We start from the raw sequence: 12,033 nt of genomic DNA, 5'->3' as shown, positions 1-12,033 counted from the left end.
GGCGGCGACACCGCCCGGGCGTTCGCCCCGCTGAACGCGCTCAAGCTCGAACACGCGCCGGCGCGGCCCGCGCACGCCGACCTGGCCCGCGCGATGGCCTCGCTCGCCGACCCGGCCGACATCCGCCGGATCCTGTCGGCGGCCGGCTACGTCGACATCACCGTGACGCCGGTCGAGGCGCCGATGCACTGGGGGGCGGACGCCGCCGACGCGGCCGAGTTCGTGTTGGCGTCCGGGCCGGTCCGGGTGGACCTCGACGCGCTCCCCCCGGCCGTGCTCGCGCGGCTGCGGAGCCGGGCCCGGGCACTGCTGCGGCCGTACGAGACGGCGGACGGGGTACGCATCTCCGGGGCGGTGTGGCTGGTCGGCGCGGTCACGGGGGGCTGCGCCGCGGCGTAGGCGGGGCGACGCGGGGAAGCGGGGGCGCGCCGGGCGGGCAGGCGAAAGTGGCGTCGCCGCGTGGCAGGGCCCGGCGGGGGCGTGGGCGGGACCGGCTCGGCCTCGCCACCCGGCCCCCGACACCCGTGTCGGGATTTCGGCTTGTGGCCGGCCGGGATTTAGTAGCCATGTACGGTAACTGTCATGAGCACATCGTCCGAGGGCGCCACGCCCGGGTTTCTGGTCTGGCGGCTGTCGATGAAGTGGCGGGTGGCCGTCGATCGAGCCGTCGGGCCGCTCGGGCTGACGCACGCGCAATACGCGCTGCTGGGCTCGTTGTTCGGGATGGAGCGCTCGGGCGTGCGTCCGAGCCAGCGAGAGTTGGCCGATCACACGGGTCTGGAGGCGCTGTACGTCTCCAAGCTGGCGCGCACGTTGGAGAGCGCCCAGGTCATCGAGCGCGTGCGCGATCCCGAGGACTCTCGCGCGGTACGGCTGTCGCTGACCGAGTACGGCCGCGACGTCACCGAACAGGCGATCGCGGTCGTCCGGGAGTTGCACGGGCGCTTCCTGGAGCCGCTGGGCGGGCTCGACGGAGAGCGGACCAAGGTGCTCACGCGCGAGCTGGTCGCCCTGCTCGACGCGCCGTTGGACCATGCGGGCAAGGAATAGGGTTCGCCGCATGTCGAGGTCGCACTCGTCACCCGCTTCGGTGCCCATGGAGCCCGGTGACGTCACCTTCGTCGCGCACGAACGCTACGCGGGTTCGGGGCTGTGCGCGTTCTTCGTGCTCGTGCGGTTTCGCGGGTCGCCTCCGGCGCTCGACGACGTGCGGGATCTGGTCGCGCGGCGGTGGGGTGCGGTGCCGCGCCTGTTGATGTATCCGGGTGCGGGGCGGTCGTACGCGTGGCAGCGGCGAGGTCGGTTGGACGTGGCGGCGCATGTGGTCGCGTCGCCTGTCGTCGGGCTCGGTGGGGCGGGCGGGGCCGGTGTGATGAGCGGGACTTTCGGGTCTTTCGGGGCTTTCGGGCCGCCCGAATCGTTCGAGCCGTCCGGACTGTGCGGACCGGATGCGTTGCGGGCGCATGTCGGCGGGCTCGTCGGGGAGCCACTCGGCGCGGACGGCGTGCCTTGGCGGCTGCATCTGGTGTCCGACTACGCGGCCGACGAGTTCGCCGTGCTGCTGCGGATCCACCACGCCGTGGCCGACGGGATGTCGGCGATGCACCTGCTCACCGTGCTGCTCGGATCGGCCGAGGCCCCGTCCGGCGGTGCCTCCTTTGGCCCCTTTGGCGATCCGTCCGACGGTCCCTCCTCTGGCCCCTCCGGCGATCCGTCCGGCGATCCCTCCCTCGGCTCCTCCGTCGGTCCCGCGGTTCGGAACGACCGGCCGGCTCGGCCGGGGTCGGCGCTCGTGCGCAGTGTGGTGGCGACCGCGCGGGCCGCGCTGCCCGCGGGTTCGGCCCTGCCCTTCAATCGGCCTCCGGGCCGGAGCCGGCACGTGACCTGGCTGAGCATCCCCCGCGACGTGGTCACCGCGGCTCGGGCGGCCGGTCCGGCGGATCGGCGGCGGACCGTCAACGACGTGTATCTGGCCGCAGTCGCCGGGGCTTTGCGCAACGTGCTGATGGAGCAAGGGAGTTCGCTTTCCCGGCGGGTCGCCGCGATGGTCCCGGTGAACCTGCGCGGCCACCACGAGGGGGCGCGAATAGGCAACGTCGTGGGCTTCTTCCGGATCCGCCTGCCGTTGACCGAGGCCGATCCCGCCGCGCGACTGGCCCGCGTACACGCGCTCACCGCGCATGCCAAGGCCACCCGCCAGGCGATCGCCGTGCGGTTCGCGATCGGTACGGCGGCCCGGCTGCCGGCGCGACTGGCCTCGATCGCGGGCAACCTCACCCTGTCGCCGATCTACTCGAACACGTGCTGCACCAACATGCCCGGCCCCGTGGTCCCGCTCGCCCTGGCCGGCCGGCCGGTGCTCGAACTCGTCGCCGCGCCACCGCTCATGGGTCGGCACGGGGTGGTGTTCGGCTTCTCCGGACACGGCGACACCTTCACCGTCAGCGTGACGGCCGACGCGGCCCATCGCCGGCTCGCCGATCGCTTGCCCGGGGCCCTCGCCGACGAGTTCCGGGCGCTGGCCGCGGTGGGCGGTGTGCCGGGCGGGTGACACGAAGGCCGACTGCCACGAAGGTCGGGTACTGCGAGGGGCGGGTAACGCGACGGGCCCGGCCGCCGATGCGGCCGGGCCCGTGCGGTGCGTGGTCGCGCTGCTCACTCGACGGTTCACATGGCGGTCTTGGACACCCGCTTCGGGGCCGCCGCCTTCGCGTCCGCCGCGCCGCCCGCGGGTACCGGGTCGGGCTGCTTCTGGCAGACCGCGTCGGCGGGGCCGTGCCCGTGGCCGTGCGGGGTCTTGCCGGTCAACAGGTACTCGTTCAGGTAGTTGTCCAGGCAGCTGCTGCCGCTGAGAGAGATGCCGTGGTTACGGCCGCCCTGCTCGACGACGAGCGCGGAGTCGCGCAGCAGTCGGTGCATCGTGACGCCGCCCTCGTACGGGGTGGCCGCGTCGTTCGTCGCCTGGAACAGCAGCGTCTTGGGCAGTTTGTTGTTGGCGACGTTCACCGGCTTGAGGCTCGACGTCGGCCAGAACGCGCACGCCCCGTTGAACCAGACGTTGTTCCAGGCCAGGAACGGCGCCTTGGCGTACATCTTCTTGGCGTCGTTGTGCCACGTCGACCAGTCGCGCGGCCAACTCGCGTCACGGCACTGGGTGGCCAGGTAACCGCTGTTGACGTTGTCGTTCTCCGGGCTCGCCGCCGCGAGGTCCTCGTACGCGGTCCGCAGCGGTCCGGTGTTGCCGCCGTTGACGTAGCCGGCGAAGCCGTCGGCCAACTCCGGCCAGTACACGTCGTTGTAGCCGCCCTGTGCGAACGCGTCCTCGACCTCGGACCCGCCCACGACGCCCTCGGCCGGCGTCTTGCGCAGGCTCTCGCGCATGCCGTACCACGCGGTCTCGACCTTCGCCGGGTCGGTGCCCAGGTGGTAGGTCGCGTCGTACTTGGCGACCCAGGCGAAGAACGCCTTCAGGTTGGCGTCGAACGCGACGTCCTGGGTGAGTTGGCCGCCGTACCAGACGCTGTCCGCACTCGGGTCGACGATGCTGTCGAGCACCAGGCGCTTGACCCGGGACGGGAACAGCTTCGCGTAGACCGAGCCGAGGTAGGTGCCGTACGAGTAGCCGAAGTAGCTGATCTGCCTGGCCCCGAGGGCCGCGCGGATCGAGTCCATGTCCGCGGCCTGGGCCGGGGTGTTCATGAACTTCAGGAAGTCCCCGTACTTGTCGCCGCACGCCTTGGCGAACTGCGCCGAGCGCTTGATGTTGGTGAGTTCGTCACCGAAGTTCTGCGGGACCGTGTCGGGGCGCACCGGGTTGTTGAAACCCGGGATGCAGTCGAGGTGCGGCTCGCTGAGGCCGGAGCCGCGCGGGTCGAACCCGATCACGTCGAACTGCGCGGCCACGTCCGGGCGCAGGTTCTTCGCGACATAGCCCGCGAGGCCGCGACCGGGGGCGCCGGGGCCGCCGGGGTTCACCAGGAGCGGACCCTGCGACTTCGCCGCGGTGTGCTTGATCCGCGACAGTGCGATGGTGATCTTCGTGCCGTGGGGACGGCTGTGGTCCATCGGTACCTGGAGCGAACCACATTCCATGTTCGGGTAGTTCGAGCTGTTACAGCTCTTCCATGCGATGGGCGTGGACACGGACTCGGCCGAGGGTGCCGGCGAGTCGTCCGCCAGAGCAGGTGGAGCGAGGGTCAAAAGCCCGCCCACCAAGGTCGTGGCGGCTGCGAACGCGACGAGAGTGTGTCTCTTCACGTGTGTGTTCCTCCATGTGACGGAGCTGTCACGAGTGACATCGACGCGGGTGATGCTGCCGTGTCGGGGACGGGTGGGACGAGGGGCTGTCGGCGCGGCAGCCGAAATCCATACCAATCAAGGTGAATACCTTTACCCGAATTTTGGGTTTACCACGTCGCGCATCCGTTTGGCCCTGTTTGTGGGCCGGCTGAGGGGGCGTCACATGCCTGCCCGCAACGGACGAAACGCACCCGACTCATCGGTGACGCGCGTAGCGCATCGATCGCGTGTCGATCCGGACCCCGTGCGTGACGAAGCGTCAGGTGACCGACGGCTCGTCCTCGACCACCGGTCGGACCACCCGATGGCCGAGGAGTGGGACGGCGGGGCCGCTGCCCTGCCTCAGCCCGTGTAGGGCGGCGTCCGGCCCCAATCCCAGCTCGGCATCGGCGACTCGGGCAGCGGCGGCGGGTTGGGGCCCGAGTACAGGATCGCCATCCGCGTGCCCCACTCCAGGTAGTACGCCAGGACGCCGCGGAACTCCGGGTCGGTGGGCAGGCCGACCGTGTCGGCGGTCTCCAGGAGCAGGCCCACCCAGCGGCGCCGCTGCGTTTCGGTGATGCCTCGGCCGAGGTGGCGCGATGCCATGTGCTGGTGGCCGCCGAGCTCGGTGCTGTAGCGGGCCGGGCCGCCGAACACCTCACCGAGCCACGCCGCGACGTGCTGGGCGTGGTGCGGGTCCATGTTCGCGAACACCGGGGCCAGGATCTCGTCCTGGGGAACTTGGTCGTAGAACGTGGTGAACAGCCGCTCGAACGCTTCCGCGCCACCGGCCCACTCGTACAGCGTCGGCGTGGACGCCCCCGTGCCCACGACCGAGGTCACGGCGTAGTGCCGCATCTCCTCGATCGATTGCACATACGGCTTGATCGCGGCGAAGAACGCGGCGAAGTGTTCCCCCTTGCGGAAGCCTTCGACGTGGTCGGCCGTCGACGTCCAGCGAATGCGCAGGACGTAGGCGCTCGGCTCCTCCTCGCATCGGCCCAACTCGTAGTCCACGCACTGCGGCGCCACCGCGAGCGCCTGGGCCGCGCGCCCGTAGGCCGCCTCGAACTCCTCGCCGTCAGACTCGGCGATCGTGTAGCGGATGTATTCGACGATCATCGCTGCTCCCCCGTAACTGACCCGTCCGACTGAAGAACGTGCCACGCTTTCGTCTCAGCCTAGGCACGCGATCTCGGCATCGATCATCGGCACGGCCCGGTTTCGCCGACCGCGTAAGCGAATCCGACCCGCGCGATGTATCCCGAAACACCGTTCCCGGCCGGGCACGCGGAAAGCCGCGCGGCTCGCTCGGCCATCCGTCGGGCAAGCACCGCCGGCCACTCGGGGCGCACACGTGCGGGTGCGGCCTTGCCCCGCGCCCGCAGCTTGCTCGCCCGCGCGCTCTCGCCGGTGCTCTCGCCGGTGCTCTCGCCCGCGCTCTCCCTCGCTCGCTCGCGATGAGTTTCGGGCGCAGCCGGGGTCCAACATTGTGGACAACGAACCTCGACCGACCCGGGAGCACACGATGACGACCGACCCCATCACCGGCTACGCACCTGTCAACGGCCTCGACATGTACTACGAGGTACATGGAAAGGACTCCGGCGAGGGTGAGTTCCCGTTGCTCGTATTGCACGGCGGCGGCTTGACCATCGACCTGTGTTTCGGCCCGCTCCTGCCCGGCCTGACCACGAACCGTCGGGTGATCGCGGCCGAATTGCAGGGCCACGGGCACACCGCGAGCCCCGACCGCGAACTCACCTTCGAACTCCTCGCCGCCGACGTGGTCGGCCTGCTCGACCACCTCGGCATCGAGCGGGCCGACGTCTTCGGGTTCAGCCTCGGCGGGCTGGTGTCGCTGGAGACCGCCGTACGGCACCCGGGGCGAGTCAACCGCGTGGTCCTCGCCTCCACGCACTCCCGAACGGACGGCTACCACCCGGAGATCTTCGACCCCGAGCAGTTCGGCACGTCGAAACTGCTGCCCACCGAGGCGGACTTCAAGGAGATGTACGACGCCTACGTGCGCGTGGCACCCGACCCCGGCCGGTTCGAGGCGGCGCTGGCCAAGACCTCCGCACTCGTCACCGCGCTCCCCGGGTGGACCGACGACGAACTGCGCTCGATCACGGCGCCCACGCTGCTGCTGCTCGGCGACACGGACTTCGTGCGCATCGAGCACGCGGTGGCCATGCGCGATCTGATCCCGAACGCGCAACTGGCACTGCTGCCCGGCACCACGCACATGGATGTGATGCGCCGAGTCGACGTCGTACTCCCGATCGTCGAGGGATTCCTCACCCAGGCGTCCTGAGCCGGCCGTCGGTCCGCGTCCCCGAGGCCGAACCGACCCGTGTCCCGAGGCCGAACCGGCCCGCGTCCCGAGGCCGAACCGGCCCGTGTTCCGAGCCGCAGACCATGTCCGTGTCCGAGTTCGTGGCGGCCTCGAAGTCCGGCCCGGTGGCGACAACGCACGCGCTCACGGACGATGATCGCCCCGTGCCCCGATGCGCCCGCATGACGACGATCGGGGCACGGCGATCATCGAGCAGGCCGGACAGGACAGGACACGCCATGACGGAGCAGAGCAAAGAGTCCGCACCGCAGCCGTTCACCGTGCGCGTGAGCGTGCGCGGTTACGAGACCGATTCGCAGGGGCACCTCAACTCCAGCGTCTACATGCAGTACGCGGAACACGCGCGCTGGGCCCTGCTGGAAGCCGGCGGCATCCCGCAGCGCCTGCTTCTCGACAACGGCGTGGGCCCGGTAACACTCGAAACGACGGTGCGCTACCGGCAGGAGTTGCACGCCGGCGACGAGGTCGACGTCGACTGCGTCTTCGTATGGGGCCCGCGCAAGACGTTCCGGATCGAGCAGTCCATCCGGAGGCCGGACGGCACGGTGGCCGCAGAGGTGTCCTCGCTCGCCGGTCTGATGAATCTGGACGAACGCCGCCTGGTCGCGAACCCGAGTGAAACCTTCCGCTCCTTGGCCACCAACCCACCGGCGGCCTTCGGCCTGTAGCGACCACGCCCGATCCCGGGGCGACACGGTCACGGCCAAGTGGCCGAACCCGTCGACGACTTCGCGGCCGGGAGCCGCGTCGCGGCCGCGTGGACGGGACCCGAACCTTAATTTGCATTTGACATGCGCATTAAATATCGTGCGGTCATGCGGCTCGCGAAGTTCACCGACGTGGCCCTGCGGGTGCTGATGTGTCTCGCGGCGGCCAAGCAGGAACTGCTCACCACTCGCCAGGTGGCCGAAGTGGTGGACGTCCCCTACACGCACACGGCCAAGGCCGTGGCCCGCCTCCAGCACCTCGGCCTCGTCGAGGCACGGCGCGGTCGCGGCGGCGGCCTCACGCTCACCACCACGGGCGCCGGCGCGTCGATCGGCGGACTGGTACGCGAGTTGGAGGGCGCCGGGGACGTCGTCGGCTGCGAGGGCGACGAGCCGTGCCCACTGGCCTCCGGGTGCCGATTGCGCGGGGCGCTGCGTCGCGCGCAGGAGGCGTTCTACGCGTCGCTCGATCCGATCACGCTCACCGAGTTGATCGAGTCACCGACCGGGCCGATGCTGATCGGCATGGTCGGCCGGGCGCCGGCCCGGGTGGTCTGAGTCCGGAGCTCGACGCACCGACCGCACACCCACCCGACTTTGCACCGGTCCACTCGATCCGTCCGATCCTGTCCGGCCCCACTCGTCGAAGCGCCTACTCCGGAAAAGCTCACACTCGCGCTGTTCGGTAAAGCTCACCTCCCGCGCTTCTCCGGAAAACTCACATCCTTTAATACGCATGATCCGTGCATATTTGGAGTCTTCATGTTGTCCGCGAAGTCCGTCGAGACCGTCCGCGCCACCCTGCCCGCCGTCGGTGGGGCCGTCACCGAGATCACCGACCTCTTCTACCGGAAGCTGTTCGACGCCCACCCCGAGCTGCTGCGCGACCTCTTCAACCGTGGCAACCAGGCTTCGGGCGCGCAGAAGCAGGCCCTCGCCGGCGCCATCGCCGCGTTCGCGACCGGGCTCGTTCGGCATCCGGAGGTCCGCCCGGACGCGATGCTGACGCGAATCGCACACAAGCACGCGTCCCTGGGCATCACCCGCGACCAGTACCAAGTCGTCCACACGCACCTGTTCGCGGCCATCGTCGACGTCCTAGGCGACGCCGTCACCGCCGAGGTGGCCGCAGCCTGGGACGAGGTCTACTGGCTGATGGCCAATGCTCTCGTCGCGATCGAGGAGCGACTGTACGCGGCGGCCGGCGCGGTCGACGGAAGCACCTGGCGCGCCTGGGAAGTGGTGGAGCGTACCCGAGAGACCGACGACGTCGCGACGTTCCGTCTGCGCCCCGTCGACGACATCGCCGAAGCCGAAGCCGAACAGCAGACGGGAGGCGCCAACAGCACCTTCCGCCCCGGCCAGTACGTCTCCGTACAGGTCGAACTCCCCGACGGCGCACGGCAGATCCGCCAGTACAGCCTCTCCGGCGCACCCGGCGCACCCACCCGCACCATCACCGTCAAGCGAATTCGCGCCGCCGGCACGCCCGACGGCGAGGTGTCCAACCACCTGCACGCGCACGTTCGCGTGGGCCACCGCGTCACCATGTCCGCCGCCTACGGCGACCTCGTGCTCACCGATACCCCCGGCCCGCTCGTGTTGATCTCGGCCGGGATCGGGTGCACGCCGATCCTGTCCATGCTCGACCACCTCGCCGACCTGGGCCACGAAGGCTCGGTCACCGTCCTGCACGCGGACCGTTCTCCCGCCGACCACGCGATGCGCGCAGACCACGAACAACTGACCGCGAAACTGCCCGCCGGCGTGGCGCACTTCTGGTACGAGTCGCGTGCGGCCGAACAACCCGTGGACCGGCCCTCGAACGGACGCACGGACGGATCCCCGAACCGACCCACCGACCGCGCCGGCCGCATGGACCTGACCGACATCGCGATACCGACCGGCGCGCACGCGTACCTGTGCGGCCCGCTGCCGTTCATGCGCGGGATACGAACGGCCTTGATCGAGCGCGGAATACCCGCATCGGACATCCACTACGAGGTGTTCGGCCCCGACCTGTGGCTCGGCGGGGAGTAGCGCAGGAAATCCTCGCGCCGGCGGCAGCCGTACGACCCCCTCCCGGACGGCCGCCGGCCACGAGCCACGGCGCCACGGCGCCACGAACCGGGGGGGCCGGAGAGCAGGGACCACGGACCACGGGCAGGTCCACGGCATCCGGCACACCACCGGGTTCGCGTCGGGGCGGCTTCCTAGAATCGTCCCCCATGCGATCGCTGACCAAGGCCGGGCCAGCCGACCTGTCCGACCTCCACGATTTTCTCGACCGCGCGGATCTGACGCTCAGCGGCCTGGACGCGCCGACCGTTCGGCTGTGGTTGCTGCGCGACGCGGACGGGACGGTACGGGGCAGCACCGGCTACGAGTTGTCGGCCGACGGCGAGCACGCGCTGATCCGCAGCGTCGCGGTCGACCACACGGCGCGGGGTCGAGGGCTCGGCCTCGACCTCGCGCGGTTCGCGCTCGACCGGGCGGCCGACACCGGCGCACGGCACGCGTGGTTGTTCAGTCGCCGATCGGGGCCGTTCTGGCGCAGGTTGGGCTTAGAACCGGCCGACCGCGCCCGACTCGCCACGGTGCTCGCCGAGACCCATCAGGTGACCCTGTTCCGTACCAGCGGCCAACTCGATCACGAGGTCGCCTGGGCCCGCGACCTCGGCTCGACCGCGTCCTCGGAGCCGGCGCCGAATCCCTGACCGGGACCGAGCCGACGCGTTCGACATGACCTTCTGCCGCGCCGGGGCGTTCGTCCACGTGCCCGTCCCCGACGGCACGACGTGGTGGTCGGCCCGGATCAGCGCCCGCTCGGCCCCCGACCCGACGGCCGTCACCCTCGACGACGTCGCCGCGCTGTACCGCACCGAGGCCCGGCCCCGGGAAATCTGCCGCGCGCCCGGCGAGTTGCACGGCGTGACCCTGCACCACGTCCTGGGCCGCGTACCGGTGCGCCACGACGACCGAACCGTCCTGATCGGCGACGCCGCCCACCCCGTGGGCGCGGGCCGGGGCGCGTCGATGGCGACCGAGGACGCGGTGGTGTTGGCGCGCGAGGTGCATCGGGCGGGGGCGGTCGCACCGGCATTGGCCGCCTACGACCGGGTCAGGGAAGGGCGGTTGCGGCGGATGGCCGAGGTCGCGAGCGCCAACCGCGATGCCAAGACGGCGGGTCCGCCGGCCGGTCGGCTGCGGGACCTGCTGATGCCGATCCTCTTTCCCCGCCTGCACGCCCGAGCGACCGGATGGCTGTACGACCACGAGCTCGGCACGCTGCCCACCACCGTTGACGGCCTCGACGACACATCGGGCGGCCCTCGCCGCCGACCATGACGCTGCCGGCCATGCCGGATCCGACCGTGACCGGTAGGACCGCAACTCGTCCCACCTCGACGCGTCCGCCCTTGAGGCATCCGCCCTTGACGCGTGCCCTCCTGGGGCATCCGTCCTTGACGCCTCCGGACTTGACGCCTCCGTTGGTGACGCTGCGTCAGGAGCCGTACAGCCGGCCGAGTTCCGCGATCGTCTCGCCCAACCGTTCACGCAGTTCGCGCGGCGCGAGCACCTCCACGCCCGCGCCGAAGGCCAACATGCTCTTGTGCGCGAGCTCGATCGACTCGATCGGGATGGTGACCCGGACCCAACCGGCCGCGTCCGGCACGCTCGCGCTCTCGTGGGCGGCGCGCGCCACCGCGGGCTCGGTCAGGCCGTCGATGCGGGCCAGCGCGGCCGGCGACATCCGGACGGTGGCGGTGTCGCGGAAGCGGCGGGCGTCGAAGTGGGCCAGGTAGGACTGCCAGTGCGCCGCGAGATCGAAGCCGGGAGGCGGCTCGAACTCCTCGGCCAGGGCGTCGAGTTCGACGACGCGCGAGACGCGATACGTACGGATGGCGCGAGACCCCTCGTCCGCGTGCGCCGCGACCAGATACCAGGCGCCCGCCTTGAGCACGACGCCGTAGGGATCGACCGTACGAAGACTCTCGTGCGGCTCGGCCCACCGCAGATACCGGATCCGGATCCGCCGCCGGTTCCACACCGCGTCCGCCACCGCCGCCAACTGCGGCGTGGCGTCGGCCGTGCCGTACCAGGACGGCGCATCCAGGTGGAAGCACTCCGCGATCCGCCCGGCCCGCTCCCGCAGTTCGGCCGGTAGCGCCGCCATCAGCTTGAGGTGCGCGGCCGTCACCACCGAGCCCAAGCCCAGGTCGGCGGCGGCCGTGGGCACGCCGGTGAGAAACAGCGACTCGGCCTCGCCCGTGGTCAGTCCGGTCAGCCGGGTGCGGTAGCCGTCGAGCAGTTCGTAGCCGCCGCGGTGGCCCGCGTCCGCGTACAACGGCACGCCGGCCGCCGCGAGCGAATCCATGTCCCGATACACCGTGCGGACCGACACCTCCAGGGTGTCCGCGATCTGTCGGGCCGTCAGCCGGCCCCGGGTCTGCAACAACAACAGGATGGACACCAGCCGACTCGCCCGCATCCGGCAAGTCTGCACGATCCACTGACAGAACGTGTCAGCAGACCTCGCTTAGCGTCCCTCCCATGACCAACCCGCAGTTCGACACCCGAGCCGATGTCGTCGACGATTCCGTCGCGGAGCCGGCGTCGGAACCGGTGACCCTCCCCCTCCACGAGCCCGTCACCACCGACCCGGTCACCACCGACCCGGTCACC

The 12,033-nt window shown here is 70.7% G+C and carries 11 protein-coding genes and 1 pseudogene; 9 read left to right on the top strand and 3 right to left on the bottom strand.

From position 1 onward, the window contains the following. The 3 genes and pseudogenes from GT354_RS15855 to GT354_RS15845 form a co-directional block, all read left to right on the top strand. Window positions 1-399, top strand: a pseudogene (locus tag GT354_RS15855) (type 11 methyltransferase); the annotation flags it as partial. A 183-nt stretch (window positions 400-582) separates the two neighbouring features. Beyond that, window positions 583-1,050 carry a MarR family transcriptional regulator gene (locus GT354_RS15850; protein WP_161356958.1) on the top strand — a complete coding sequence of 156 codons (468 nt, stop codon included), beginning with the start codon at window positions 583-585 and terminating at the stop codon, window positions 1,048-1,050. 10 nt (window positions 1,051-1,060) lie between these two features. After that, window positions 1,061-2,551, top strand: a complete 1,491-nt coding sequence (locus GT354_RS15845) for a WS/DGAT domain-containing protein (RefSeq protein WP_161356957.1) — start codon at window positions 1,061-1,063, stop codon at window positions 2,549-2,551. A gap of 116 nt (window positions 2,552-2,667) precedes the next feature. On the opposite strand, the gene GT354_RS15840 is transcribed toward GT354_RS15845, so the two are convergent. Together GT354_RS15840 and GT354_RS15835 are read right to left on the bottom strand one after the other, a co-directional pair. Beyond that, a complete protein-coding gene (locus GT354_RS15840) occupies window positions 2,668-4,257 on the bottom strand; it encodes an alpha/beta hydrolase (protein WP_346012046.1) in 1,590 nt (529 codons plus the stop codon). Between the two features lie 384 nt (window positions 4,258-4,641). Then, window positions 4,642-5,403, bottom strand: a complete 762-nt coding sequence (locus GT354_RS15835; RefSeq protein ID WP_161356956.1) for an antibiotic biosynthesis monooxygenase — start codon at window positions 5,401-5,403, stop codon at window positions 4,642-4,644. A 406-nt stretch (window positions 5,404-5,809) separates the two neighbouring features. On the opposite strand from GT354_RS15835, the gene GT354_RS15830 reads away from it, so the two are divergent. The 6 genes from GT354_RS15830 to GT354_RS15805 all read left to right on the top strand — a co-directional run bounded on the left by GT354_RS15830 (window position 5,810) and on the right by GT354_RS15805 (window position 10,695). Next, entirely contained in the window at window positions 5,810-6,598 is a 789-nt protein-coding gene (locus tag GT354_RS15830; RefSeq protein ID WP_161356955.1) for an alpha/beta hydrolase, read from the top strand. 260 nt (window positions 6,599-6,858) lie between these two features. Continuing rightward, window positions 6,859-7,308, top strand: a complete 450-nt coding sequence (locus tag GT354_RS15825; protein ID WP_161356954.1) for an acyl-CoA thioesterase — start codon at window positions 6,859-6,861, stop codon at window positions 7,306-7,308. A 147-nt stretch (window positions 7,309-7,455) separates the two neighbouring features. Beyond that, entirely contained in the window at window positions 7,456-7,905 is a 450-nt protein-coding gene (locus tag GT354_RS15820; RefSeq protein ID WP_161356953.1) for an Rrf2 family transcriptional regulator, read from the top strand. A gap of 204 nt (window positions 7,906-8,109) precedes the next feature. After that, entirely contained in the window at window positions 8,110-9,387 is a 1,278-nt protein-coding gene (locus GT354_RS15815) for a globin domain-containing protein (RefSeq protein ID WP_161356952.1), read from the top strand. 188 nt (window positions 9,388-9,575) lie between these two features. Continuing rightward, window positions 9,576-10,064 (top strand): GNAT family N-acetyltransferase, encoded by a 489-nt coding sequence (locus tag GT354_RS15810; RefSeq protein ID WP_161356951.1) that lies wholly within the window; start codon window positions 9,576-9,578, stop codon window positions 10,062-10,064. A 25-nt stretch (window positions 10,065-10,089) separates the two neighbouring features. Then, window positions 10,090-10,695 (top strand): FAD-dependent monooxygenase, encoded by a 606-nt coding sequence (locus GT354_RS15805; RefSeq protein ID WP_161356950.1) that lies wholly within the window; start codon window positions 10,090-10,092, stop codon window positions 10,693-10,695. 157 nt (window positions 10,696-10,852) lie between these two features. Here the strand turns inward: GT354_RS15805 and GT354_RS15800 are convergent, their stop codons facing one another. Next, on the bottom strand, window positions 10,853-11,839 hold the full coding sequence (locus GT354_RS15800; protein WP_161356949.1) for a YafY family protein: 987 nt from the start codon (window positions 11,837-11,839) through the stop codon (window positions 10,853-10,855). Between the last annotated feature and the right edge of the window lie 194 nt (window positions 11,840-12,033).

Origin of the sequence: Streptomyces sp. SID3343 (assembly GCF_009865215.1) — a bacterium.
In the GTDB taxonomy this organism is placed as follows: domain Bacteria; phylum Actinomycetota; class Actinomycetes; order Streptomycetales; family Streptomycetaceae; genus Embleya.
This window is presented reverse-complemented; position numbering and strand designations above follow the sequence as displayed.